The organism is Pseudomonas sp. BIGb0176 (assembly GCF_024810175.1).
Taxonomy (GTDB): domain Bacteria; phylum Pseudomonadota; class Gammaproteobacteria; order Pseudomonadales; family Pseudomonadaceae; genus Aquipseudomonas; species Aquipseudomonas protegens.
The window spans coordinates 527,813-552,984 of record NZ_JANUEC010000003.1; the positions used below are offsets into that span (position 1 = coordinate 527,813).

Consider the following 25,172-nt stretch of genomic DNA (forward strand, 5'->3'; position numbering starts at 1 on the left):
AGCTATAGGGTCAGGAAGCCGTCGTAGAGTCCGTAGGCCGCAACCAGGGCGCCTATGACCACTGCGGCAAAAATCAGCTTCTCGACGTTGGTGAAAATCGGTTTGTGCAGTTCCATCTTGGCCTTGGCGAACAGCACCACGCCGGGGGCGTAGAGCAGGGCCGAGAGCAGCAGGTACTTGACCCCGCCGGCATACAGCAGCCAGATCGCGTAGAGCAGGGCGATGCTGCCGATGATCAGGTCCTTCTTGCGTTCGGCCAGGGCCTGTTCATAGCTTTCGCCGCGCACCGCCAGCAGTACTGCGTAGGCCGCCGACCACAGGTAGGGCACCAGGATCATCGAGGTGGCGAGGTAGATCAGCGACAGGTAGGTACTGGCCGAGAACAGGGTGATGACCAGGAATATCTGCACCATGGCATTGGTCAGCCACAGGGCGTTGGCCGGTACGTGGTTGGCGTTCTCGCGGCGCAGGAACTCCGGCATGGTGTGGTCCTTGGCGGCGGCGAACATGATTTCCGCGCACAGCAGCACCCAGGACAGCAGCGCCCCCAGCAGCGAGATGATCAGGCCGACGCTGATCAGTACCGCGCCCCAGTGGCCCACCACATGCTCCAGCACTGCCGCCATGGACGGGTTCTGCAGCTTGGCCAGTTCCGGCTGGGTCATGATCCCCAGGGACAGCACGTTCACCAGCACCAGGAACAGCAGCACGGTGATGAAGCCGATGACGGTGGCCTTGCCCACATCCGAGCGTTTCTCCGCCCGGGACGAGAAGATGCTCGCGCCCTCGATGCCGATGAACACCCACACGGTGACCAGCATCATGTTGCGCACCTGGTTCATCACGCTGCCCAGGTCCGGATTCTTCACGCCCCAGATGTCGGCGGTGAAGATATCCAGCTTGAAGGCGAACAGGGCGATCAGCACGAACAGCAGCAGCGGCACCACCTTGGCAACCGTGGTCACCAGGTTGATGAAGGCCGCTTCCTTGATGCCGCGCAGCACCAGGAAGTGCACGGCCCAGAGCAAAACAGAGGCGCCGATCACGGCCGCGGGGGTGTTGCCCTCGCCGAAGATCGGGAAGAAATAGCCCAGGGTGCTGAACAGCAGGACGAAGTAGCCGACGTTGCCCAGCCAGGCGCTGATCCAGTAACCCCAGGCCGATGAAAAGCCCATGTAGTCACCGAACCCGGCCTTGGCGTAGGCGTAGACGCCGCCATCCAGATCAGGTTTGCGATTGGCTAGAGTTTGGAAGACGAAGGCCAGGGTCAACATGCCGACAGCGGTAATTGCCCAACCAATAAGAACAGCACCAACATCGGCGCTGGCGGCCATGTTTTGCGGTAAGGAGAAGATCCCGCCGCCAATCATGGAACCCACTACCAGGGCGACTAAGGCGCCCAGTCTTAGTTTACCGGGGGATTCAGACATTGCATGACTCCAATGCAGGAGAAGAGAGACGTCAGAGTAAATCTGCTTGCAATCCGAACAGCTGACTCAGATCAGTTCATTACTGCATTCCGTTGTGAATGAATGACTTAAGATTTGTTGCGAGGGGTAGAATGCTGCCCGGAGAGAGCCATTCCAGACAGGTTTCGATCTCCTTATCAGTAGCGGTTCTCATTGCCGACGACGTTTGAAACTAGACCCTTTTGGGGAATGTGCAAATCTTTCAGCGGCATTGATTAATCACTTGGTAGTGATGGCACTTAGTGCATATACATAACAAAACAGTCGGTTATTCAGGGCTTTCTACGGGGTGTACAGACGCCCGTTGCTTAAAGGATAAATAATTGACTGTTACTGTTAGACGCAAATTTGTAGAAGTTATTTAATAGCGTGTAGCTTTAATCGCCAGATCGACTCACTGAAGCAGAGGTAGGGATGTCACAACCGGCGCAGAAGCTGCAACTCGGTGCATTGATCGCCCTGGTGGTGGGTTCCATGATTGGTGGCGGGATCTTCTCGCTGCCGCAGAATATGGCGGCCCGGGCCGATGCCGGAGCGGTGCTGATCGGCTGGGCCATCACCGCGGTGGGGATGCTGACCCTGGCCTTCGTCTTCCAGACTCTGGCCAACCGCAAGCCGGAGCTCGATTCCGGGGTCTACGCCTATGCCAAGGCCGGGTTCGGCGACTACATGGGCTTTTCATCGGCCTGGGGTTACTGGATCAGTGCCTGGCTGGGCAACGTCGGCTACTTCGTCCTGCTGTTCAGCACCCTGGGCTATTTCTTTCCGGTGTTCGGCCAGGGCAATACCCCGGTGGCCATCGGCTGTGCCTCGGTCCTGCTGTGGGCCGTGCATTTCCTGGTGTTGCGGGGGATCAAGGAGGCGGCGTTCATCAACCAGCTGACCACGGTGGCGAAGATCGTGCCGCTGGTGATGTTCATCGTCATCGCTGCCGTGGCATTCAAGGCGGATATCTTCACCCGGGATATCTGGGGCCGCAGCAACCCGAACTTCGGCGGGGTGATGGACCAGGTGCGCAACATGATGCTGGTCACGGTGTTCGTGTTCATCGGTATCGAGGGCGCCAGCGTGTATTCGGCCCGGGCGCAGAAGCGCGCCGATGTCGGGCGGGCCACGGTGATCGGTTTTCTCGGGGTGCTGGCGCTGCTGGTACTGGTCAACGTGCTGTCGTTGGGGATCATGAGCCAGCCGGAGCTGGCGCAATTGCAGAATCCTTCCCTGGCGGCAGTGCTGGAGCATATCGTCGGCCCCTGGGGCGCCTTGCTGATCAGCATCGGCCTGGCGGTTTCCCTGCTGGGGGCCTTGCTGTCCTGGGCCTTGCTGTGCGCCGAGATCCTCTACGCCACCGCCCGGGACCGGACCATGCCGGCTTTCCTGAAGAAGGAAAACGCCAACCATGTGCCGGTCAATGCCTTGTGGCTGACCAACGTGATGATCCAGATCTTTCTGCTGATCACCCTGTTCTCTGCCGGCACCTACACCAGCCTGATCTACCTGGCGTCGTCGATGATCCTGGTGCCCTACCTGTGGTCGGCGGCCTATGCGGTGCTGCTCAGCGGTCGCGGGGAAACCTACGAGCAGGCCTCCCGGGAACGCAAGAAGGACCTGTTCATCGCCACCGTGGCCCTGAGCTACGCCATCTGGCTGCTGTACGCCGGCGGCTTGAAGTACCTGCTGCTGTCGGCCTTGTTGTATGCGCCGGGGGTAATCCTGTTCGCCAAGGCCAAGCATGAGCAGGGCGAGCCGTTGTTCACCCCGCTGGAAAAACTGATCTTCGCGGCCGTGGTCATCGGCGCCTCATTGGCGGCCTATGGCTTGTACAGCGGCCTGCTGGCGCTGTGATTCATCACCTGCCCTACCAGGGCGCCTACGACTGGCCGGCGATGCTGGGCTTTCTCAGGGCCCGCGCCATCGAAGGCCTGGAGGTGGTGCAGGGCGATACTTATGCCCGCACCTTCGCGCTGGCGGGCGGGCAAGGCATCTTGAGTGTCTGCCCGGGGCCTGCAGGCCATTTGCAGGTGCAGTTGCAGGGGGCCGAGCAGGCCCTGCTGCCCCAGGTGCTGGCGCGCTTGCGCCGGCAATTCGATCTGGACGCGGACCTGTCCCTGATCAACCGCCATCTGGCCCGTGATCCGCTGCTCGCACCGTTGCTGGCGGCACGCCCGGGCCTGCGAGTACCCGGGGCCTGGGACGGTTTCGAGCTGGCCATTCGCGCCGTGCTGGGCCAGCAGATCACCGTGCAGGGCGCGATCCGCCTGGCGGGCAAGCTGGTGGCGGTGCATGGCCGGTTGCTGGCCAGTCCCGACCCGCAGTGGCCTGGTTTGACCCACCTGTTTCCCACTCCCCAGGTGCTGTCCACTGCCAACCTGGCCGACCTGGGAATGCCCCGCAGCCGGGCACGCACGCTGTCTGCCGTGGCCCAGGCCTTGCTCGACGATCCACTCCTGTTCGAACCCAGGGCCAGCTTGCAACAGGGGGTGGAGCGCCTGTTGCAATTGCCGGGAATCGGCGATTGGACCGCGCAATACATCGCCCTGCGCCAGTTGCGCGAGAGCGATGCCTTTCCGGCGGCGGACGTAGGCCTGTTCAACGCTGTGGCACGTCTGCAGGGGCTGCGGCCCAATGCCCGCCAACTGCTGGCCCGGGCCGAGGCCTGGCGGCCGTGGCGCGGTTATGCGGCGCAGCATTTGTGGGCGGCCATGGGCTGAAACGGTCCGCCGGTTCCTACGGGATCAACTGGCAGCCAGGGCCTTCACCACCATCTGGGGCGATGGGCGCCCAGGGCGGTGGCCGGGCAACTCCACTGCACCGGCGTTCCATTGATGTGCAACGGCACCCGCAGGCGCCGCGCCGGCCCCCAAGGGGTCTGTTCCAGCACCAGCCCCTGATCCTCGTGGTCTTCGGCGCGCGGTGGAATTTCGGCGGTCGCTGACGGGGAATGATCAACCAGCAACTGTGCGGTACGGGCCAGGGACAGGCGCGCCGATGCGCCCTGCTCGCCGCTCAGGGACCGGGTCAGTGCCCGCAGGGCGCTGGCTGCCATCAGGTAACCGGTGGCGTGATCCAGGGCCTGGACCGGCAGTGGCACAGGCCTGTCCGCGGCTTTCCAGGCCATGCCGGCTTCGGCGATGCCGCAGCTCATCTGCACCAGGCTGTCGAAGCCCCGGCGGTTGCGCCAGGGGCCGCTCCAGCCGTAGGCATTGAGGCTGACTTCGATCAGCCCCGGAGCGATTTTCTGGCGTGCCTGGGCGTCATAACCCAGGTGTTCCAGGGCATCGGCGCGGTAGCCATGCAGAAGCAGGTCGGCCTGCGCCAGCAAGCCTTCGAACAGGGCACGCTGCTCAAGGTCGTGCAGATCGAGGCGCGCGCAGCGTTTGCCCAGGGTCACCTCCGGCTCCAGGGCCGGCTCGTTCCAATGTGGCGGATCGATGCGCAACACCTCGGCCCCGAGCCCCGCCAGCAGGCGGCTGGCCACCGGGCCCGCCAGGACCCGGGTCAGGTCCAGTACCTTGAGCCCGGCCAGGGGCCGGTCGACGCGACCGCTCCAGGCCTTGTGCCGCTGATCGGCCTGGGGCAGCCAGTGCACCAGGGGTTCGCTGTTTACCGCCCGGCCCTGGGGGTGGGCCTGCCACTGCGCCCAGCTGCGCATCTGCGCGGCACAACCGCCCTGGTCGACTATCGCCTGCTCCAGTTCCAGGGCGTTCCAGGTGGCCACCTGGGCGGCCATGGCCGAGCGTTCGGTCACCGCTCCCAGCACCCGTTCGGCGGCGGCCCGGTGCTGAGGTGCGTTGGTGTGCAGGCGAATCCAGCCGTCGCGGCTGGCGTAGTCGCCGGCAATCGGGTCCCAGGGTGATGGCAGGCTCCAGCCCTGCGGGCGGATCGAGCTGGCGAACCAGAACGAGGCCAGGCGCCGGTCGACGCTGACCTCTGGCAGGCGTCCGGTCTGGCTGTACAGGAGTTCAGCGACTGCCTGCCCGGCAGCGGCAATGCTGGCGCTGGCCAGGTCGGTCACGGCGAAGGCCGAGGGCAGGGCGCCCTGGCCGGTTTGCCGGATGCTTGATGACGCCAGGCCCAGCGCGGCCTGGATGGATGCGAGTAACTCGGTCATGGCCCACTCCGCGGATCAGGGGAGGGCATTGCACCCTGAAACTGCCGCGGCTGTCGATCACCCCTGGTCATCGGCCGCGGCTGGCGCCGGAGCAGCGCTTACACCCGGAACTGATCCATGAGTTTCATTTGCTGGGTGGCCAGGGCATTGAGCTGGCTGCTGACCTGGGCCGACTCACTGGCCTGTTCGGTGAGGGTTTCGGTCACGGTGCGAATCGCCGAGACGTTGCGGTTGACCTCTTCGGCCACCGCGCTCTGCTGCTCGGCAGCGCTGGCGATCTGCAGGTTCATGTCGCTGATCACAGTGACCGCGTCGCTGATCTTGCCCAGGGCCTGGACTGCCTGCTGGATCTGCCCGGCATTGTTCTGCGCCTGGCTCTGGCTGGCGTGCATGGTGGTCACCACATCCCGGGTGCCGCTCTGGATGCGTTCGATCACCACGCGAATTTCCTCCACCGAGTCTTGGGTGCGCTTGGCCAGGTTGCGCACTTCATCGGCCACCACGGCGAAACCGCGACCGCTTTCCCCGGCGCGAGCCGCTTCGATGGCGGCGTTGAGGGCCAGCAGGTTGGTCTGCTCGGCAATACTGCGGATCACTTCCAGCACCGACCCTATCTGTTCGCTGCTCACCGCCAGGGCTTCGACTTCCCCCACCGCCTTGCTCACCTCGTCGGCCAGCAGGCTGATGTCCCGGGTGCTGCGCTCGATGATGGTCATGCCTTCCTTGGCCGACTGGTCTGCGCCACGGGCGGCCTGGGCGGCATTGGAGGCACTGTTGGCAACATCGTGGGCAGTGGCGCTCATTTCGTTGGAGGCGGTGGCCACTTGATCGATTTCGCGGAACTGCACTTGCATGCCTTCACTGGTCTGGCGGGCGATCTCCGAAGACTGGTCGGCGGTGCCCCGGGCTTCGGTGATGCTCTGCTTGATCTGGGCGATGGTCGGTTGCAGCTTGTCGAGGAAGCGGTTGAACCAGCCCACCAGTTCGCCGAGTTCGTCTTTCTTGCTGTAGTCCAGGCGCTGGGTCAGGTCGCCGTCGCCGCTGGCGATGGCCTTGAGCATCTGCGCCACGCTGTTGATCGGGCGGGTCACGCCCGAGGCACTGAGCCAGATCAGCAGCAGGCCCAGCAGGCCGGCGCCGACGGCCACCAGTACGGTTTTCACCGTGCCGCTGGTCTGGGCATCATCCAGCAGGCCTTGCAGTTTTACCGAGTCTGCCAGCAGCACTTGTTGCGGCAGGTCGATGGTGACGCCCCAGGGCTTGGCATCGGCAATCGGGCTGAAGGGGTAGACCGCGCGGATCAGTTCACCCTGTTGCAGGACCTTGTTCTGGCTGCCGGCGAGCAGCGCGAGGATATCCTTGCCCTGGGCGCCGAGGGTTTCGTTGATGTTCTTGCCGACCTGGCTGGCATCGGCGCCCACGGCCGCCAGCAAGCCGCTGCCGGCGACGATCATCATGTGCCCGGCACCGTTGAACAGAAAGCGCTGGGATTCGCCGGCCGCGGCCTGCAGGGAGTCCAGGGCGATGTCGACGCCAATCACCCCGATGACCTTGCCGTCCACCAGCAAGGGCTGGGAGATGGTGGTCATCAGCACCTGTTTCTTGTCCTCGCCGATGGTGTCGGCGTAGGGGTCCAGCAGGCAGGTACGGCGGCTGTCGCGGGGGCAGGTGTACCAGACGTTATAGGGGGTGCCGCTGAGGTTGAGGGTGGTCTTGGTCAGGTCGTCTTCCACCATCACGGTGTTCAACTGCTGGCCCCCGGATCGGCTCCAGTAGGTGGCGAAGCGCCCGCGTTCGTTGGAAGCACGGGCTGCGTCATTGAGAAATTCGCTGTCCTTGCCATCCAGGGCGTTGGGTTCGTAGGCCAGCCAGATGCCGAGCACGTTGGGATTGCGCTCGAAGGCGGTCTTCAGGCTGTGGTTGAGCTCTTCGCGCAGTGCCGCAGCTTCCAGGCCGCGCTTGCTCGCCATGTCACGCAGGTCGCGTACCTGGTCCGCCAGGGCGGTGATCACCAGGTTGCTTTCACCGAAGGTCTTCTGCACCCGTACTGCCTGGTCGGCGGCCTTTGCCTGCAGCAACTCTTCGACCCCGGCGGTGAGCATCCGCGTGCTGGAGGTGTTGACCAGTTGGTTGTTCTGCTGGCTCTGGTACAGGTTCATGCCGACGATCAGCGCCACTACGCCCAACAGGCACAGTCCGGACAACAGCACTATTTTCAGGCGAATGGAGAGAGAGTCGAACATGGGGGGCGATCTCGCGAAAGGACGGATGGAAAGCACGGAATCGGATGACTCCGGTCGCCAAGTCCATTCAGCGCTATGCCCGGAACATCGGCTCGGGCGGCCTTTGCGTGAGGGGCTGCCGACGAACGGTCATGTCCTTGACATATATGGCCTCGGGGGCAAGGGCATAGCTGCCAGCGGGCGCAGGTCAGGAGGCCTGCGGCAGGGCTTCGGGGCGTGACCAGATCCACAGGTTGCCCAGGGTCATGCCGGCAATGGCGGCATACATCGTCCAGTGATGGTTGAGCAGGGTCAGCATCAGCCCGGCACACAGCAGCATGCTGACCGTGGCGCTGACCTTGGCCTTGCGGCTGACGATCCGGCCGTTGCGCCAGTTGCAGAGGATAGGCCCGAACAGGCGATGGTTCTCCATCCAGGCGCTTAGCCGTGGCGAGCTCTTGGTGGCGGCCCAGGCAGCCAGCAGGATGAACTCGGTGGTCGGCAGGCCGGGTACGACGATGGCGATCAGGCCGATGGCCAGGCTGACATAGGCCAGCGCGCCAAACAGCAGGCGGGAAATCTTCGACGAGGAGGGGCGAGTGGGGGTCATGGTTTCGATGATGAGGTAACGCGTCGTACGGCTCAATCCGCGAATGCCGCCGGCCGACAAAATACCGCTGCGGGCAGGGGCACGCCTTGGCGCGCCACCTGCCCGCAACTACGCGGGTCAGGCCGGTTGTGCGGCGCCGGAGTAAGCCTGTTCCAGCAGCACGGTGAAGCGGTTGAAGGCATCCAGGGCACCTTTTTCCGCCGCGGCTTCTTCTTCGGCGGTGAACTCCAGGCCGTCGAGGATGCGGGTGAAGGTTTTCCAGCCTTCGGCGCGGCCACCGGCCGGTTCGCCCAGGTGACGGGCACCGAAGGTTTCGCTCAGGCCCAGGCCCACGGCGCGCTTGATCAGGAACGCGGCACCCAGCTTGGAACCCTCGGAGACGAAGATCCAGCCCAGGGCTTCGGCCTGGCTCGGGTTGCTGACGGCACCGGCCACTGGCGCAGGAACCTCGGTTTCCAGGTCGGCCAGGTCAGCCTTGGCAGCTTCGGCGCGGCAGCGCTCGGCCAGGTCCGGGACGATCTTGTTCAGTTCGGCATCGTTGTACAGGTCCACCAGTTCCGACTGGAACAGGTACTGGGCCACCACGAAACGGGCGAATGCACCTTGGGTTTCGAAGGGCGCATGGGCCTTGACCAGGGCGTCGAGCTTGGAATGCGGCTCGTGGGTGATCTGGTTCAGGCGTTGGGAGCGCAGGTGGTGACGCTGGGAGGAATCCTGGGAGGTCATGCAGATGTCCTTGAGAATGAGAGGCACTTAGTGACTAGACGAACAAGAAGACGCGACACAGTAAAAAATCCTCACTGCCCTGGATGAAAAAGGGCAGTGAGGTGTCCAGGCGTCAGATATCCCACACCAGGTTGACCGAGAAGTTGCGGCCTGGCTGGGTCAGGCGGTCGAGGTTGGCGGGTGCGGTCTGGCCGGCTTCGCCGACGCTGTCGTAGCCGCGCACGTCGTCCCAGTTCCAGTATTTCTTGTCGGTCAGGTTGTACAGGCCGGCGTTCACGGTCAGGTCATCGGTGACCTTGTAGAAACCGCTGAGGTCGAGAATGCCGAAGCCCGGGGATTTGAACTGGCTGCTGGTAACGCGCCCGTCCGGAGCCTTGAAGGTACTGTCGTCGACCCGGTCCTTGCGCTTGACCAGGGTCCAGCTCAGCAGGGCGCCGTAGTTGTCCTGGTCATAGCCCAGGCCGAACACGCCTTTGAGCGGGTTGACGCTGTTGATCGGTTCGCCGTTGTCGTTGTTGCGACCGTATGCGTAGGCCACCGAGCCGATGCTGTACAGCCCTTGTGGAGCACCGAAGGCGTCGAGGTTGAGGCGGCCCTTGGCTTCCGCGCCCTTGATGGTGGCGTGCTTGATGTTGTTGCTCTGGATGACCGACAACAGTGCCCCGGCAGTAATGGCGTCTTCGTTGATGAAGTCGCGGTACTGGTTGTAGAACACCGAGACGTCGAAGGAGCCCGCGTCGAAGTTGCCGCGCAGGCCGGTTTCGTAGCTCTTGCTCGTTTCCGGCTTGAGGTTGGAGTTGGGCTCCACTACATAGCCGCCCGCGAGGTTTTCGAAGCGGCCGTAGAGCGCCTTGGCCGAGGGGGTACGGAAGCCTTCGGAATATTGGCCGTAACCGGTGTAATGCTCGTCAAAGGCGTAGGTCAGGCCGAACTTGGGCGATACGCGGTGCCAGGTCTTTTCATCGTCGCTGACCGGGAAGGCGCCCGTTGAGTTGGCAACGTTGAGAAACTCCTGGGTCAGCTTGGGCTTGAGTTGGGTGTAGTCATAGCGCAGGCCCGGAGTGAAGGTCCAGGCGTTCCAGCTGATCTGGTCCTGGACGAACAGGCTGTAGGTGTTGATGGTCGGGTCCGGGAAGTCGCTGGACTTCTTCACGCTGTCACCGGCAGAAGGGCTCGGCGCGCCAACCGCGGTACAGCCGGCACCGACGGCCAGGCAACTGGCGGTGCCATAGCGCGAGCCCGTGACCTTCTGCTGCTTGAGAGTGGTGCCGTAGGTCAACTGGTGATCGGTTTCACCCAGGGCGAAGGCCTTGTCCAGCTGAGCGTCGAACACCCATTGTTTTTCCTGGTACAGGGTTTTCCGCTCACGCTGCACGTCACGCGCCACCGGGCTGAAGATCGACACCGGGTTGTAGCGCTCGGAGGTGGTCTGGTCGGTCTTGGCGATCTGGTAGTTCAGGCTCCACTTGATCTGGTCGGCGATCGGCGAGTTCAGGGCAAAGCTGTTTTCCAGGCCGAAGCGTTCGCGGGTGATGGTGTCGTTGCCGACGCGCGAGCGATACCAGTTCTGGCCAACGCCATTGAGGAACAGGCCGCCCACCGCACTTTTCTGATTGGTGTCGCGGTCGTCCTTGTACTTTTCGTAGGTCAGGCCCAGGCGTGCGTCGTCCGCATAGTTCCAGCCGAGCTTGGCCAGTACGTTGGTGGTCCGGGCGTCTTCCGGGTTGGCGGCAGTGCGGTTCAGGCCGGTGCCGTTGTTGCTGCCATAGGACTCGGTCTCGTGGCCGTCACGCTGGCTCAGGTGCAACAAACCGTCGAATTCGCCGACCCGCCCGGCGAAGGTGCCGGATTTCAGCCAGCTTTCGTCCGCCGAGCTGTAGCCGGTCTTCAGGCGCGCGCCAAAATCCTCGCCGGGCTTGATGATGTCATCGGCGTCCAGAGTGTAGTAACTGACGGCGCCACCGATGGCGCTGCTGCCGTAGAGCACCGAGGCAGGACCGCGCAGGATTTCCACGCGCTTGACGATTTCCGGGTCGACGTAGTTACGGTTGGTCTTGGCATAAGGGCCGCTGAAGAAGTGATCCGGCACTTCCACGCCGTCCACCTGGGTGAGGATCCGGTCGCTGTCGATACCACGGATGTTGTAGCCGCTGATACCGGCACGCTGGCCTGCACCGCCTACCGAAACTCCGGGTTCATAGCGCACCAGTTCCTTGATTGTGTTGACGTTCTGGCGGTCGAGTTCTTCCCGGGTGTGCACGCTCACGGTGCTGGGCACCGAGTTGATGTCCTGCTCCTGACGGGTGGCGCTGATGGTCACCTGCTGCAGGTTCACCACATTGGCTGCGCTGCGCTTTTCCAGAACGATGTTGTTGTTGTTGCCCAGCTTGCGGTAGCTCAGGTTGGTGCCGCTGAGCAGCCGATCCAGGGCCTTTTCCGGTGGCAGCGAACCGCGCACGCCCGGGGAGGACACCCCGCTGCCCAGCTCCGCCGGCAGGCCCACTTGCCAGCCGGTGACCGCAGTAAAGGCGTTGAGCGCCGATACCAGCGGCTGCTGGGCGATAGCGAAGTTGTAGTTGCCCATGCGCTGGCTGGAGGATGCCGGGGCATCGGCGGCCATCACGGGGGCAGCGTGGGCGCCGGCCAGCAGGATGGCTGCGGTCAGCAGCGACAGGGTGCAGTTTTGCAGGCGGGCACAGGGAACAGGGGATCGGCTGTTGAGGCGAGGGGACATCGAGAGCGCTCCGGGTCGCACGAAACTTTTATAGGTGCAGATACGCATTCAAAATGCGAATCAGTTGCATTGGCTATAACGAGACGTACGACCCGTAGAGATCGCGTAAAAATAATTGTTCTCAGTTGAGAATCACTAGCGCCGGGAACTCGGAAAGCCGTGCCGAAGTGATGTGGGCCAGGGAACGCACCACATCCAGAGGCTGATCCAGGCGGTAGTTGCCGGTTACCGCGACCTTTGCCAGGTGTTCGTTGTTGTTGACGATCCAGCCCGGGTAATAGCGCCGCAGTTCGGCCAGGACCTGGCTCAGGGGGCAGTTCTCGAACACCAGGCGGCCCTGGACCCAGGCCAGCTCCTTGTCGGCGTCGAGCCTGGCCGGCTGGTCGAAGCCCTGGGGCCCGACCCGCACGCTTTCCCCGGCGCGCAGGCGCAGGCGCTGGTCGGCGTGGGTGGCGCGCAGGTCGATGTCACCGCGCTGCACCTGGACTTGGGCCACGCCGTCCAGGTAGCGCACGGCAAAGGTGGTGTCGCGCACGCTGGCCTTGACCGGGCCGGCGTCCAGTTCCAGGGGCAGGCCGCGATTGCCGGGGATCTCGAAGAAGGCTTCGCCCTGGTACAGCCGGGCCACGCGCTGGTGATCGTTGATGTCGCTGGAAAAGGCCGAGTTGGTGTTGAGCAGCACCTTGGAACCGTCTTCGAGCTGCAGGCGCTGGCGCTCGCCGACCTGGGTCAGGTGGTCGGCCTGCAGGCGCAGCGGCAGGTTGCTGAAGCTGAATAATCCGAGCAGCAGCACCGCGGCGGTGGCCAGGGGTTTCCAGTGGGGGCGCAGGCGCGCCAGGCGCGAGACTTTCGGTGGCGCTGCCAGGGTCAGGGCGCATTGCGCCACTTGCGGGCCATTCCAGATCGCCTGGGCCTTTTCGAAGGCCTGGGCGTTGAGCGGTGAAGCCGCCAGCCACTGATGAAACTGGCGCACTTGTTCCTCGTTCGGATGTTCCAGCTCGATCAGCCAATCCAGTGCCTGATCCATGGCCAGGGTGCTTGAGTGCGGGCCGGCAGGGGTGGGCGGCTCGGCGCTGTGAAAATCCGTCACGGGTGTTCCTCGGCTGCGTCTGTGCGCGGCTGTTTTTTCAAGAGAGAGCGAAAGCCGGCCAAGGTTAACAAAGGCTCGGGGCTGCCGCAGTCATTCTGCTCAGCGGTTGAGACTCATTGGCCGTCGAGACGTTCGGCGACGCCGATGCAGATGGCCATGATCAGTTTCAATTCCTTTTGCACCGTGCTCAGTGAAACCCCGAGCTCGTCGGCGATCTCCTGGTAACTGTGGCCGTGCAGGCGGCTGAGGATGAATATCTGCTGCTGGCGCGGGCTGAGCTGGCCGAGGCTGAGGTTCAGGCGTTCCAGCATCTGCTCGGCGTGGGCCGCGTCTTCGGCACTGCTGACGGGCGCGGCGACATTCTCCACCACCTCCGGCGGTACGTCTTCGAGCAGGGTGCGGCCCTGGATGCGCCGGGCCCGCAGGTGATCCAGGGCGAGGTTGCGCGCGGTCTGGAAGACAAAGGGTTCAAGGTGCGTGATCGGCCGCTCGCTCAGGGCCCGGGTCACGCGCAGGTAGGTTTCCTGCAGCAGGTCTTCGGCGGTGCTGTGGTTGTTGACCATCCGCTCCAGCGTTCGCAGCAGAGAAATGCGTTGGGTGAGGAAGACGTGGTTGAAGTGCGATTGACTCACAGCAAGGCCTGATCCATTTTTTCAGCAGATGATAATGATTGTCATCTACGTCAATGGTCAAGCCTTGCGTGAATTATCCTCGGCCGGCCAGGTAGGCCTGATAGTCGGGAATCCGGTGCTCATGGGCCTGGTTCATCAGCGGGCTGCTGAGCAGGTAGTCGGCGCTGCACTCGTTGCAGGCCACCGGAATGTTCCATACCGCCGCTACCCGCAACAGGGCCTTGATGTCCGGATCATGGGGCTGGGGTTCGAAGGGGTCCCAGAAGAACACCAGCAGGTCGACCCGTTGCTCGGCAATCTGCGCCCCCAGTTGCTGATCGCCGCCCAGGGGGCCGCTGATCATGCTTTCCACCGGCAGCCCCAGGTGCTTGCTCAGCAACAGGCCGGTGGTACCGGTGGCAACCAGCTCGTGCTCGGCCAGGCGCGCCTTTTGCCGCCCGGCCCACTCCAGCAGGAACGCCTTGCAGTGGTCATGGGCGACCAGGGCGATGCGCTTGCGCGCGGCCATGGTCTTGTGGGTGAAACTGATACCGATCATCGACGAATATCCGTTTTATTCCGCGTTGCACAGGGCCAGGCAGTTATCCAGCATGCGGTTGGAGAAACCCCACTCGTTGTCGTACCAGGCCAGCACCTTGAGCAACCGGCCACCGCTGACCTTGGTGTGGTTGGCGTCGAAGATCGACGACAGCGGATTGTGGTTGAAGTCGCTGGAGACCAGCGGCAGGGTGTTGTAGCCGAGGATCGTCGAGTGCTGGCTGGCGCTCTTGAGCAAGGCATTGACTTCTTCGGCGGTGGTGTCGCGCTTGAGGGTCACCGTCAGGTCCACCAGGGACACGTTGATCACCGGTACTCGCACGGCCATGCCGGTCAGCTTGCCAGCCAGCTCCGGCAGCACCAGGCCCACCGCTTCGGCAGCGCCGGTCTTGCTCGGGATCATGTTCTGGGTGGCCGAACGGGCGCGATAGGGGTCGCTGTGGTAGACGTCGGTGAGGTTCTGGTCGTTGGTGTAGGCGTGGATGGTGGTCATCAGGCCGTTGTCGATGCCCAGCTCGCGGTGCAGTACCTGGGCCACTGGCGCCAGGCAGTTGGTGGTGCACGAGGCGTTGGAGATGATCTGGTGCGACTGGCGCAGGATATCGTGGTTGACCCCGTAGACCACGGTGGCGTCGGCGCCCTTGGCCGGGGCCGAGATGATGACCTTGCGGGCACCGGCGGTCAGATGGGCGGCAGCCTTGGCGCGGTCGGTGAACAGGCCGGTGCATTCGAACACCACGTCGATCTTCTCCGCGGCCCAGGGCAGTTCGGCCGGGTTGCGGATGGCGCTGACGGCAATCCGGTCGCCATTCACGGTGAGGCTTTCCTGATCGTGTTCGACTTGGGCGTCGAAAGTGCCGTGCACGGTGTCGTATTTCAGCAGGTGGGCATTGATAGCGCTGTCTCCGAGATCGTTGATAGCGACGATCTGCAGATCCTGGCGATAGCCTTGGGTATAAAGTGCGCGCAGGACGTTACGGCCGATACGGCCAAAACCATTGATTGCGATTCGAAGAGTCATGTGCAAACGCCTGTCGTTGAATTTGTTGTTGGAATTACAAGATTATTCGCATAGAAATAGAAAACAAGCCTTTTTAGTGGCAATATTTTGTCTTATCTACAACGAGTGACCTGAATCAACTGGTCCAAATGGTCAGAAACATCCTCCGCTGTCCCTGCGCGGTGGCGCGTCTGATCAGCATAGACAAACAGGTCGCCACATCCGTTAGCCTGGAGTTCTACACATGCATCCCCGCGTTCTTGAGGTCACCGAACGGCTTATCGCCCGTAGTCGCGCCACTCGCCAGGCCTATCTCGCGCTGATCCGCGATGCCGCCAGCGATGGCCCGCAGCGGGGCAAGCTGCAATGTGCGAACTTCGCCCACGGCGTGGCCGGTTGTGGCACCGACGACAAGCACAACCTGCGAATGATGAATGCGGCCAACGTGGCAATTGTTTCGTCATATAACGACATGTTGTCGGCGCACCAGCCTTACGAGGTGTTCCCCGAGCAGATCAAGCGCGCCCTGCGCGAGATCGGCTCGGTGGGCCAGTTCGCCGGCGGCACCCCGGCCATGTGCGATGGCGTGACCCAGGGCGAGGCCGGCATGGAACTGAGCCTGCCGAGCCGTGAAGTGATCGCCCTGTCTACGGCGGTGGCCCTCTCTCACAACATGTTCGATGCCGCGCTGATGCTGGGGATCTGCGACAAGATTGTCCCGGGGTTGATGATGGGCGCCCTGCGCTTCGGTCACCTGCCGACCATCTTCGTTCCGGGCGGGCCCATGGTCTCGGGCATTTCCAACAAGCAGAAAGCCGACGTGCGCCAGCGTTACGCCGAAGGCAAGGCCAGCCGCGAGGAACTGCTGGAGTCGGAAATGAAGTCCTACCACAGCCCCGGCACCTGCACCTTCTACGGCACCGCCAACACCAACCAGTTGCTGATGGAAGTGATGGGCCTGCACCTGCCGGGCGCCTCTTTCGTCAACCCCAATACGCCGCTGCGCGATGCCCTGACCCATGAGGCGGCGCAGCAGGTCACGCGCCTGACCAAGCAGAGCGGGGCCTTCATGCCGATTGGCGAGATCGTCGACGAGCGCGTGCTGGTCAACTCCATCGTTGCCCTGCACGCCACGGGCGGCTCCACCAACCACACCCTGCACATGCCGGCCATCGCCCAGGCGGCGGGCATCCAGCTGACCTGGCAGGACATGGCCGACCTCTCCGAGGTGGTGCCGACCCTGTCCCACGTCTATCCAAACGGCAAGGCCGATATCAACCACTTCCAGGCGGCGGGCGGCATGTCTTTCCTGATCCGCGAGCTGCTGGAAGCCGGCCTGCTCCACGAAGACGTCAATACCGTGGCCGGCCGCGGCCTGAGCCGCTATACCCAGGAACCCTTCCTGGACAACGGCAAGCTGGTGTGGCGCGACGGCCCGATCGAAAGCCTGGACGAAAACATCCTGCGCCCGGTGGCCCGGGCGTTCTCTGCGGAGGGCGGCTTGCGGGTCATGGAAGGCAACCTCGGTCGCGGCGTGATGAAGGTTTCCGCGGTGGCCCCGGAGCACCAGATCGTCGAGGCCCCGGCCGTGGTGTTCCAGGACCAGCAGGACCTGGCCGATGCCTTCAAGGCCGGCCTGCTGGAGAAGGACTTCGTCGCGGTGATGCGCTTCCAGGGCCCGCGCTCGAACGGCATGCCCGAGCTGCACAAGATGACCCCCTTCCTCGGGGTGCTGCAGGACCGCGGCTTCAAGGTGGCGCTGGTCACCGACGGGCGCATGTCCGGCGCTTCGGGCAAGATTCCGGCAGCGATCCATGTCAGCCCCGAAGCCCAGGTGGGTGGCGCGCTGGCCCGGGTGCTGGACGGCGATATCATCCGCGTGGATGGCGTCAAGGGCACCCTGGAGCTTAAGGTAGACGCCGCAGAATTCGCCGCCCGGGAGCCGGCCAAGGGCCTGCTGGGCAACAACGTTGGCACCGGCCGCGAACTCTTCGCCTTCATGCGCATGGCCTTCAGCTCGGCAGAGCAGGGCGCCAGCGCCTTTACCTCTGCCCTGGAGACGCTCAAGTGAAACTGGCCCTGGTCGGTGATATCGGTGGCACCAACGCGCGCTTCGCGTTGTGGAAAGACCAACAACTGGAGGCGATCGAAGTCCACGCCACTGCGGACTACAGCTGCCCGGAAGACGCCATCAAGGCCTACCTGCGAGACCAGGGGCTGGCCCTGGGTGCCATAGGTTCGGTGTGCCTGTCGGTGGCCGGCCCGGTCAGCGGCGATGAGTTTCGCTTCACCAACAACCACTGGCGCCTGAGCCGCCAGGCTTTCTGCCAGGCGTTGCAGGTGGACCAACTGCTGTTGGTCAACGACTTCTCGGCCATGGCCCTGGGCATGACCCGCCTGCAGCCGGATGAATTTCGCGTGGTCTGCGAAGGCGTTGCCGAGCCCTTGCGCCCGGCCGTGGTGATCGGCCCGGGCACGGGCCTCGGGGTGGGCACCCTGCTGAACTTCGGCGACGGTCGTTACATGGCCTTGCCGGGGGAGGGTGGGCATGTCGACCTGCCCTTGAGCAGTGCGCGGGAAACCCAGCTCTGGCAGCACATTCACGACGAGATCGGCCATGTCAGCGCCGAGACCGCCCTCAGCGGTGGCGGCCTGCCCCGGGTGTATCGGGCGATCTGTGCGGTGGACGGCCATGAGCCGCGGCTCGAGACTCCGGAGGCCATCACCGCGGCCGGCCTGGCTGGCGACCCGGTCGCCCGGGAAGTGCTGGAGCAGTTCAGCTGCTGGCTGGGCCGGGTGGCGGGCAACAACGTGCTGACCACCGGGGGGCGTGGCGGGGTGTACATCGTCGGTGGGGTGATTCCGCGCTTTGCCGATTTCTTCATCCACAGCGGCTTTGCCAAGAGCTTTGCCGACAAGGGTTGTATGAGCGATTACTTCAAGGGCATCCCGGTGTGGCTGGTGACCGCGCCCTATTCCGGGCTCACCGGTGCCGGCGTGGCCCTGGAGCAGGCCCAGGGCTGACGCCGCCCTGGCAGGCGACCCGGCATCAGGCATAATCGCGCACCCTGCCTAACAATAAGGACGGCCCCGGTGAGTTCAGTCAGTAAGTCGATTTTGTTGGTTGACGACGATCAGGAAATTCGCGAGCTGCTGGAAACCTATCTCAGCCGCTGCGGCTTCCAGGTGCGCAGCACCGCCGACGGGGCCGGCTTTCGCCTGGCCCTCAACGAGGCGCCCAGCGACCTGGTGATCCTCGATGTGATGCTGCCGGACGAAGACGGCTTCAGCCTGTGCCGCTGGATCCGCCAGCATCCCAAGCGCAGCCAGGTGCCGATCATCATGCTGACCGCCAGCTCCGACGAGGCCGACCGGGTCATCGGCCTGGAGCTGGGCGCCGACGACTACCTGGGCAAGCCTTTCAGCCCCCGGGAGCTGCAGGCGCGGATCAAGGCCCTGCTGCGGCGCGTGCAGTTCACCCAGGAGCGGGTTGTCGGCGAGGTGCTGTGCTTCGACGAATGGCGCCTGGATGTGATCAGCCACCGGCTGTTCCACAACGATGGCGAGGAGGTGATTCTCTCCGGCGCCGACTTCGCTCTGCTCAAGCTGTTTCTCGACCATCCCCAGGAAATCCTCGATCGCGACACCATCGGCAATGCCACCCGCGGGCGTGACCTGATGCCCCTGGATCGCATCGTCGACATGGCGGTGAGCCGCCTGCGCCAGCGTCTGCGTGACACCGAAAAGCCGCCGCGGCTGATTCGCACCGTGCGCGGCAGTGGCTATCAATTGGCAGCCAATGTGGTTGCCGGCAATGGCCACTGAGGCATTGCGCAAAGTGCTGCGGCGCCTGCCGGTGCCCCGTTCCCTGCTGGGGCGGATGCTGCTTTTGACCCTGCTGGCGGTGCTGTTCGCCCAGGCGCTGTCCAGCGTGATCTGGGTTTCCCAGCTGCGCGCCACCCAGCTCGAAGGGCTGGTGACCAGCGCCCGCAGCCTGGCCCACTCGATGACCGCCAGCGTCAGTTACCTGCGTTCGTTGCCGGTGGCGTACCGGCCCCTGGTGCTGGACCAGTTGCGCAGCATGGGCGGTACGCGGTTTGTCGTGACCCTGAACGACAAGCCCCTGGGCATGCAGGTGCTGCCCGCCACCCCGCGCAAAGAAGCGGTGTTGCAAGCCGTGGAGCAGGTGTTGCGCCAGTCCCTGGGCAATGACGCGGATATCTCCGTGACCTTCGTCAGCCCCGATGACCTGCGGATCTTCAATGGCGGCCTCAAGCTCGACGAATTGCCGCGCTCCTGGGCCCATTACGCCCTGACCCTGGAACCGGTAAACCCGCCGGTGCTGGTGACCCAGATCCAGATGGCGCCGGGAGAGTGGCTGTACATCGCCTCGCTGTTGCCCGAGCCCTATACCAGCCTGGAAGAACAGGGCCTGCCGGCACAGCAGGTGTGGTTCATCCTGCTCACCAGCGGTTTTCTGCTGTTGTTCATCGGCCTGTTGGTGCATTGGCAGAGCCGGCCCCTCAAGCGCCTGGCCCGGGCGGCGCGGGACATGTCCCTGGGGGCCGACGTCGAGCCGGTAGCGGAGGGCGGCGGCAGTGAAGTGGTGGAGGTGGGCCGGGCCTTCAACAGCATGCGCGAGCGCATCAGCCGCTACCTGACCGAGCGCAGCCAGCTGTTCAGCGCCATCTCCCATGACCTGCGCACCCCCATCACCCGCTTGCGCCTGCGGGTGGAATTGCTGGAGGACGAGCAACTGCAGGCCAAGTTCGGGCGCGACCTGGATGAACTGGAGTTGCTGGTCAAGGGCGCGCTGCAGTGCGTCAAGGACACCGACATCCACGAGAACATCGAGCCGGTGGACCTCAATCAGGTACTCGACTGCCTGGTAGAGCCTTATCTGGCACCCAACGGCAATGGCCGCGTGACCCAACAGGGCCGGGCCCTGGCCAGCTACCCGGGCAAGCCCCTGGCGCTCAAGCGCTGCATGGGCAACCTGATCGACAATGCCCTGAAGTACGGACAGAACGCTCACCTGCACATCGAAGACGACGACAGCGGCTTTGTCCTGCATGTCGACGACGAAGGCCCCGGCGTACCGGAGCAGCGCCTGGAGCAAGTCTTCGAGCCGCACTTCCGTCTTGCTGGCCAGCAGCAGGGCTACGGCCTGGGCCTGGGGATTGCCCGCAACATCGCCCACAGCCATGGCGGCGAAGTCAGCCTGCAGAACCTGCGCGAAGGCGGCCTGCGCGTAACCCTTTACCTGCCCCGGACCTTCGACTGACCTGCCTGCCGTTGTAAGCGCTGGCTTGTGTCGGAGCTGGCTTGCCAGCGAAGGCGTCCTCAAGGGCACCACAGGGCTCAAGGGCCTCTTCGCCGGCAAGCCGGCTCCTATGGGGGAGTGCAATGTCACGGTTTGGTGACATTGCGCTGGTCCTTTGTTACCTGCGGTCGCAGGCGGCTTGATTAGACTCAAGCCTTCGATAAAAACAACAACAGGTCACCCATGGACGCTCTCTCCCTGCCATTCAGCAGTTGGCTGAATGCCCCTGCACATCAGGCCTGGCTCGCCGCCGAAGGCCTGCGCCTGCTGGATTTTGCCAAGGCCTCACGGCTTCCTTCGGGCTTTGGCAACCTCGATGAACAGGGCCGCCTGCCCAGCGGCGCCCAGGCCGAAACCATGAACACCGCGCGCATGACCCACAGCTTCGCCATGGCCCATATCCAGGGCCTGCCGGGTTATGCCGCTCTGGTGGACCACGGCATCGCCGCCCTCGGCGGGCCCTTGCGTGATGCCGAGCACGGCGGCTGGTTCGCCGTGGCCGGGCAGGCCGACGGCAACAGCACCAAGGCCGCCTACCTGCATGCCTTTGTCGCTCTGGCGGCCAGCTCCGCGGTGGTGGCCCAACGTCCCGGCGCCGAGCGTTTGCTGGAGGAGGCCATCGCCATCATCGACCGGCATTTCTGGAGCGAGGAGGAGGGCGCGCTGCGCGAGTCTTTCAACTGCGACTGGAGTCAGCCGGAAGCCTATCGCGGTGCCAACAGCAACATGCACGCCACCGAGGCGTTCCTGGCCCTGGCCGATGTCACCCAGGACTCACGCTGGCTGACCCGCGCCCTGCGGATCGTCGAGCGGGTGATCCACACTCAGGCGGCGGCCAACGACTTCATGGTGATCGAGCATTTCGACCTCGCCTGGCAACCACTTCGTGACTACAACCAGGCCTTTCCCGCCGACGGTTTCCGGCCCTTTGGCACCACCCCGGGACACGGCTTCGAATGGGCGCGGCTGTTGCTGCACCTGGAGGCTTCGCGGGTGAAGGCCGGCATGCTGACCCCCGGCTGGCTGGTGCAGGACGCGCAGAAGCTGTTCGAAAGCAACTGCCGCCATGGCTGGAGCGTCGATGGCGCCCCGGGCATGGTCTACACCCTGGACTGGGACCACCAGCCAGTGGTGCGCGAGCGCCTGCACTGGACCCACGCCGAGGCCAGCGCCGCCGCCAGCGCCTTGCTCAAACGCACCGGCCAGGCCCAGTACGAGGCCTGGTACCGCTGTTTCTGGGAATTCTGCGAGGCCCATTTCATCGACCGCAGGCACGGTAGCTGGCACCACGAACTGGGCCCGGACAACCAGCCGTCAGCCCGGATCTGGGGCGGCAAGCCGGACCTCTATCACGCCTGGCAGGCGGTGCTGATCCCGCGCCTGCCGTTGGCCCCGAGCATGGCTTCGGCATTGGCCCAGGTGTCTGTTCCGGGCCTTGTGTAACCATGTGGTGACATTTACCCATCGCTTCGTTACTCGAATGATCGACTAGTCTGTTTAGACTCGTTTGCAGCGCAAGCACCAGACTTGCATGCATAACAACAAGAAAGGTACTTCAAATGAATGCGATTTCTCGCCTCGCCACTGTCATTTCCCTTGCCTCTCTGTTTCCCCTGAGTGCCCTCGCCGCCGATTCCAAAGGTTCCGTGGAAGTCGTCCACTGGTGGACTTCGGGTGGTGAAAAAGCCGCCGTCGATGTGCTCAAGGCCCAAGTGGAAAAAGACGGTTTCACCTGGAAGGACGGCGCCGTGGCCGGCGGTGGCGGTTCCACTGCCATGACCGTGCTCAAAAGCCGCGCCGTGGCCGGCAACCCGCCGGGTGTGGCGCAGATCAAGGGCCCGGACATCCAGGAATGGGGCAGCACCGGCCTGCTCAGTACCGAAACCCTCAAGGACGTGGCCAAGGCCGAGAACTGGGACGGCCTGCTGTCGCCCAAGGTGGCCAATACCGTCAAATACGAAGGTGACTACGTGGCGGTGCCGGTGAACATCCACCGGGTCAACTGGCTGTGGATCAACCCTGCCGTGTTCAAGAAAGCCGGGATCGACAAGGCCCCGACCACCCTCGAAGAATTCTATGCCGCCGGCGACAAGCTCAAGGCCGCCGGCTTCATCGCCCTGGCCCACGGCGGCCAGCCGTGGCAGGACAGCACCGTGTTCGAAGACGTGGTGCTCTCGGTCATGGGCCCGGAGGGCTACAAGAAAGCCCTGGTGGACCTGGACCAGAAAACCCTCTCCGGCCCGGAAATGGCCAAGGCCTTCACCGAGCTGAAGAAAATCACCGGCTACATGGACCCCAACCGTGCCGGGCGTGACTGGAACATTGCCGCAGCCGACGTGATCGGCGGCAAGGCCGGCATGCAGATGATGGGCGACTGGGCCAAGAGCGAGTGGACCGCGGCCAAGAAGGTCGCCGGCAAGGACTACCAGTGCGTACCGTTCCCGGGTACCGACAAGGCCTTCACCTACAACATCGACTCCCTGGCGGTGTTCAAGCTCAAGGCCGACCGCAAGGGCGATATCGCTGCCCAGCAGGACCTGGCCAAGGTCGCCCTGGGCAAGGACTTCCAGAAAGTCTTCAGCATCAACAAGGGTTCGATCCCGGTGCGTACCGACATGCTCAACGACATGAGCGCCGAGGGCTTCGACTCCTGCGCCCAGGCGTCGGCCAAGGACTTCCTGGCAGACGAGAAGACCGGCGGCCTGCAGCCGAGCATGGCGCACAACATGGCCACTTCCCTGGCGGTGCAGGGCGCGATCTTCGACGTGGTGACCAACTTCATGAACGACAAGGATGCGGACCCGGCCAAGGCCAGTGCGCAGCTGGCTTCGGCGGTCAAGGCCGCGCAGTAATCCTTGAACCCCGCCGCCGGTACGCCGGCGGCTCACCCGTGACTGTCGCCGCCCTGCCTGTGCCCCGGCCCATGCAGCGACGGTGTGCAGCCCGGATTCACTCCTGACTGGGTTATTCCGATGAGCTCTGTGGCGGTTTTCAGCAAAGCCTCACCGTTAGATGCATTGCAGCGCTGGCTACCCAAGCTGGTGCTGGCACCGAGCATGGTGATCGTGCTGGTGGGTTTCTACGGCTACATCATCTGGACGTTCATTCTGTCCTTTACCAATTCCAGCTTCATGCCGAGCTACAAGTGGGTCGGCCTGCAGCAATACCTGCGCTTGATGGACAACGACCGCTGGTGGGTGGCGAGCAAGAACCTCGCGGTCTTCGGCGGCATGTTCATCGCCATCAGCCTGGTGCTGGGAGTGTTCCTCGCGGTGCTGCTGGACCAGCGCATCCGCAAGGAAGGCTTTATCCGCACCGTGTACCTGTACCCCATGGCGCTGTCGATGATCGTCACCGGTACCGCCTGGAAGTGGTTGCTCAACCCCGGCCTGGGCCTGGACAAGATGCTTCGCGACTGGGGCTGGGAAGGCTTTCGCCTGGACTGGCTGGTGGATCAGGACCGGGTGGTGTACTGCCTGGTGATCGCCGCGGTGTGGCAGGCCTCGGGCTTTGTCATGGCAATGTTCCTCGCCGGCCTGCGGGGTGTCGACCAGTCGATCATCCGCGCCGCCCAGGTGGACGGTGCGAGCCTGCCGACCATCTACCTGAAGATTGTCCTGCCGAGCCTGCGGCCGGTGTTCTTCAGTGCCTTCATGATCCTCGCCCACATCGCCATCAAGAGCTTCGACCTGGTGGCGGCGATGACCGCGGGCGGCCCGGGCTATTCCTCCGACCTGCCGGCGATGTTCATGTATTCCTTCACCTTCAGCCGCGGCCAGATGGGCATAGGTTCGGCCAGCGCCATGCTGATGCTGGGCGCCGTGCTGACCATCCTTGTGCCGTACCTGTATTCCGAACTGCGGGGCAAGCGCCATGACTGACTCCCTTGGCAAACCGACCCTGAACTTCAGCCGGATCGCCATCTACGCCACCCTGCTGCTGGCGGCGGCGGTGTACCTGATACCGCTGGTGGTGATGCTGCTCACCAGCTTCAAGACCCCGGAGGATATCCGCACCGGCAACCTTTTGAGCTGGCCACAGGTGGTGGACGGCATCGGCTGGATCAAGGCCTGGGACACTGTCGGTGGCTACTTCTGGAACTCGGTGAAGATCACCGTGCCGGCGGTGCTGATCTCCACCTTCATCGGTGCAATGAACGGCTACGTGCTGTCGATGTGGCGTTTTCGCGGCTCCCAGCTGTTCTTCGGCCTGCTGCTGTTCGGCTGCTTCCTGCCGTTCCAGACGGTGCTGCTGCCGGCTTCGTTCACCCTGGGCAAGTTCGGCCTGGCCAACACCACCACCGGCCTGGTGCTGGTGCACGTGGTCTACGGGCTGGCCTTCACCACTTTGTTCTTTCGCAACTACTACGTGAGCGTGCCGGATGCGCTGGTCAAGGCTGCGCGCCTGGACGGTGCCGGGTTCTTCACCATCTTCGGCAAGATCCTTTTGCCGATGTCGGTGCCGATCATCATGGTCTGCCTGATCTGGCAATTCACCCAGATCTGGAACGATTTCCTGTTCGGCGTGGTGTTCGCCAGCGGCGATGCGCAACCGATCACCGTGGCCCTGAACAACCTGGTCAACACCAGCACCGGGGCCAAGGAATACAACGTTGATATGGCGGCGGCGATGATCGCCGGGCTGCCGACACTGCTGGTCTACATCTTCGCCGGCAAGTATTTCCTGCGCGGGCTGACGTCCGGCGCGGTCAAGGGGTAAAG

The 25,172-nt window shown here is 63.8% G+C and carries 20 protein-coding genes and 1 pseudogene; 10 read left to right on the forward strand and 11 right to left on the reverse strand.

The annotated features are described in order from the left end of the window. Positions 1–2: 2 nt before the first annotated feature. Positions 3–1,430, reverse strand: a complete 1,428-nt coding sequence (arcD, locus tag M2395_RS20530; RefSeq protein ID WP_011062888.1) for an arginine-ornithine antiporter — start codon at positions 1,428–1,430, stop codon at positions 3–5. 453 nt (positions 1,431–1,883) lie between these two features. On the opposite strand from arcD (M2395_RS20530), the gene arcD (M2395_RS20535) reads away from it, so the two are divergent. Continuing rightward, complete coding sequence (gene arcD / locus M2395_RS20535; protein ID WP_011062887.1) at positions 1,884–3,311, forward strand: arginine-ornithine antiporter; 1,428 nt, start codon at positions 1,884–1,886, stop codon at positions 3,309–3,311. Further along, positions 3,308–4,177 (forward strand): DNA-3-methyladenine glycosylase, encoded by an 870-nt coding sequence (locus M2395_RS20540; RefSeq protein WP_015636748.1) that lies wholly within the window; start codon positions 3,308–3,310, stop codon positions 4,175–4,177. The genes arcD (M2395_RS20535) and M2395_RS20540 overlap by 4 nt, the downstream gene beginning before the upstream one ends. A gap of 44 nt (positions 4,178–4,221) precedes the next feature. Here M2395_RS20540 and M2395_RS20545 read toward each other — a convergent pair whose 3' ends face one another. From M2395_RS20545 to gap, 10 genes and pseudogenes are all read right to left on the reverse strand, one after another. Further along, positions 4,222–5,577, reverse strand: coding sequence for a CoA transferase (locus tag M2395_RS20545; RefSeq protein ID WP_077934666.1), 1,356 nt, complete (start codon positions 5,575–5,577; stop codon positions 4,222–4,224). 98 nt (positions 5,578–5,675) lie between these two features. Next, positions 5,676–6,431 carry a methyl-accepting chemotaxis protein gene (locus tag M2395_RS31900; protein WP_370508323.1) on the reverse strand — a complete coding sequence of 252 codons (756 nt, stop codon included), beginning with the start codon at positions 6,429–6,431 and terminating at the stop codon, positions 5,676–5,678. A gap of 150 nt (positions 6,432–6,581) precedes the next feature. Continuing rightward, positions 6,582–7,820: pseudogene (locus tag M2395_RS31905) on the reverse strand (chemotaxis protein); the annotation flags it as partial. Positions 7,821–8,007: 187 nt separating this feature from the next. Then, positions 8,008–8,409 carry a YbaN family protein gene (locus M2395_RS20555; protein ID WP_011062883.1) on the reverse strand — a complete coding sequence of 134 codons (402 nt, stop codon included), beginning with the start codon at positions 8,407–8,409 and terminating at the stop codon, positions 8,008–8,010. Positions 8,410–8,526: 117 nt separating this feature from the next. Then, positions 8,527–9,135: a biliverdin-producing heme oxygenase gene (locus tag M2395_RS20560; RefSeq protein ID WP_011062882.1), complete on the reverse strand. Its 609-nt coding sequence runs from the start codon at positions 9,133–9,135 to the stop codon at positions 8,527–8,529. Positions 9,136–9,247: 112 nt separating this feature from the next. Then, positions 9,248–11,869, reverse strand: a complete 2,622-nt coding sequence (locus tag M2395_RS20565; protein ID WP_123431344.1) for a TonB-dependent receptor — start codon at positions 11,867–11,869, stop codon at positions 9,248–9,250. 121 nt (positions 11,870–11,990) lie between these two features. Beyond that, positions 11,991–12,959 (reverse strand): FecR domain-containing protein, encoded by a 969-nt coding sequence (locus M2395_RS20570; RefSeq protein ID WP_011062880.1) that lies wholly within the window; start codon positions 12,957–12,959, stop codon positions 11,991–11,993. Between the two features lie 113 nt (positions 12,960–13,072). Then, positions 13,073–13,591 carry an RNA polymerase sigma factor gene (locus tag M2395_RS20575; protein WP_011062879.1) on the reverse strand — a complete coding sequence of 173 codons (519 nt, stop codon included), beginning with the start codon at positions 13,589–13,591 and terminating at the stop codon, positions 13,073–13,075. 73 nt (positions 13,592–13,664) lie between these two features. Continuing rightward, positions 13,665–14,129, reverse strand: a complete 465-nt coding sequence (locus M2395_RS20580) for a methylglyoxal synthase (protein ID WP_011062878.1) — start codon at positions 14,127–14,129, stop codon at positions 13,665–13,667. Between the two features lie 15 nt (positions 14,130–14,144). Next, positions 14,145–15,149 (reverse strand): type I glyceraldehyde-3-phosphate dehydrogenase, encoded by a 1,005-nt coding sequence (gene gap / locus M2395_RS20585; RefSeq protein ID WP_011062877.1) that lies wholly within the window; start codon positions 15,147–15,149, stop codon positions 14,145–14,147. 223 nt (positions 15,150–15,372) lie between these two features. On the opposite strand from gap, the gene edd reads away from it, so the two are divergent. The 8 genes from edd to M2395_RS20625 all read left to right on the forward strand — a co-directional run bounded on the left by edd (position 15,373) and on the right by M2395_RS20625 (position 25,170). Next, complete coding sequence (gene edd / locus M2395_RS20590; protein ID WP_011062876.1) at positions 15,373–17,199, forward strand: phosphogluconate dehydratase; 1,827 nt, start codon at positions 15,373–15,375, stop codon at positions 17,197–17,199. Beyond that, on the forward strand, positions 17,196–18,152 hold the full coding sequence (locus tag M2395_RS20595; protein ID WP_041119593.1) for a glucokinase: 957 nt from the start codon (positions 17,196–17,198) through the stop codon (positions 18,150–18,152). Before edd ends, M2395_RS20595 begins: the two co-directional genes overlap by 4 nt. Positions 18,153–18,221: 69 nt before the next feature. After that, complete coding sequence (locus M2395_RS20600) at positions 18,222–18,953, forward strand: response regulator (RefSeq protein ID WP_015636744.1); 732 nt, start codon at positions 18,222–18,224, stop codon at positions 18,951–18,953. Then, on the forward strand, positions 18,943–20,412 hold the full coding sequence (locus tag M2395_RS20605) for an ATP-binding protein (protein ID WP_019094564.1): 1,470 nt from the start codon (positions 18,943–18,945) through the stop codon (positions 20,410–20,412). Before M2395_RS20600 ends, M2395_RS20605 begins: the two co-directional genes overlap by 11 nt. A 222-nt stretch (positions 20,413–20,634) precedes the next feature. Continuing rightward, the gene (locus M2395_RS20610) at positions 20,635–21,894 is read left to right on the forward strand and encodes an AGE family epimerase/isomerase (protein ID WP_123431343.1); all 1,260 of its coding nucleotides are present in this window, start codon (positions 20,635–20,637) and stop codon (positions 21,892–21,894) included. Positions 21,895–22,010: 116 nt separating this feature from the next. Continuing rightward, positions 22,011–23,303, forward strand: coding sequence for an ABC transporter substrate-binding protein (locus tag M2395_RS20615; protein WP_053159862.1), 1,293 nt, complete (start codon positions 22,011–22,013; stop codon positions 23,301–23,303). A 120-nt stretch (positions 23,304–23,423) separates the two neighbouring features. Further along, positions 23,424–24,332 carry a carbohydrate ABC transporter permease gene (locus M2395_RS20620; protein WP_011062870.1) on the forward strand — a complete coding sequence of 303 codons (909 nt, stop codon included), beginning with the start codon at positions 23,424–23,426 and terminating at the stop codon, positions 24,330–24,332. Beyond that, positions 24,325–25,170: a carbohydrate ABC transporter permease gene (locus M2395_RS20625; RefSeq protein WP_011062869.1), complete on the forward strand. Its 846-nt coding sequence runs from the start codon at positions 24,325–24,327 to the stop codon at positions 25,168–25,170. Before M2395_RS20620 ends, M2395_RS20625 begins: the two co-directional genes overlap by 8 nt. The last annotated feature ends 2 nt before the right edge of the window (positions 25,171–25,172 follow it).

Excerpts from the sequence above, each read along its gene's own strand:
- gap (WP_011062877.1), bottom strand. The coding sequence starts at position 15,149 with ATGACTCTTCGAATCGCAATCAATGGTTTTGGCCGTATCGGCCGTAAC.
- M2395_RS20555 (WP_011062883.1), bottom strand. The coding sequence starts at position 8,409 with ATGACCCCCACTCGCCCCTCCTCGTCGAAGATTTCCCGCCTGCTGTTT.
- M2395_RS20545 (WP_077934666.1), bottom strand. The coding sequence starts at position 5,577 with ATGACCGAGTTACTCGCATCCATCCAGGCCGCGCTGGGCCTGGCGTCA.
- edd (WP_011062876.1), top strand. The coding sequence starts at position 15,373 with ATGCATCCCCGCGTTCTTGAGGTCACCGAACGGCTTATCGCCCGTAGT.
- M2395_RS20560 (WP_011062882.1), bottom strand. The coding sequence starts at position 9,135 with ATGACCTCCCAGGATTCCTCCCAGCGTCACCACCTGCGCTCCCAACGC.
- arcD (WP_011062888.1), bottom strand. The coding sequence starts at position 1,430 with ATGTCTGAATCCCCCGGTAAACTAAGACTGGGCGCCTTAGTCGCCCTG.
- M2395_RS20580 (WP_011062878.1), bottom strand. The coding sequence starts at position 14,129 with ATGATCGGTATCAGTTTCACCCACAAGACCATGGCCGCGCGCAAGCGC.
- M2395_RS20615 (WP_053159862.1), top strand. The coding sequence starts at position 22,011 with ATGAATGCGATTTCTCGCCTCGCCACTGTCATTTCCCTTGCCTCTCTG.
- M2395_RS20620 (WP_011062870.1), top strand. The coding sequence starts at position 23,424 with ATGAGCTCTGTGGCGGTTTTCAGCAAAGCCTCACCGTTAGATGCATTG.
- M2395_RS20625 (WP_011062869.1), top strand. The coding sequence starts at position 24,325 with ATGACTGACTCCCTTGGCAAACCGACCCTGAACTTCAGCCGGATCGCC.
- arcD (WP_011062887.1), top strand. The coding sequence starts at position 1,884 with ATGTCACAACCGGCGCAGAAGCTGCAACTCGGTGCATTGATCGCCCTG.
- M2395_RS31900 (WP_370508323.1), bottom strand. The coding sequence starts at position 6,431 with ATGCAAGTGCAGTTCCGCGAAATCGATCAAGTGGCCACCGCCTCCAAC.
- M2395_RS20605 (WP_019094564.1), top strand. The coding sequence starts at position 18,943 with ATGGCCACTGAGGCATTGCGCAAAGTGCTGCGGCGCCTGCCGGTGCCC.
- M2395_RS20610 (WP_123431343.1), top strand. The coding sequence starts at position 20,635 with ATGGACGCTCTCTCCCTGCCATTCAGCAGTTGGCTGAATGCCCCTGCA.
- M2395_RS20565 (WP_123431344.1), bottom strand. The coding sequence starts at position 11,869 with ATGTCCCCTCGCCTCAACAGCCGATCCCCTGTTCCCTGTGCCCGCCTG.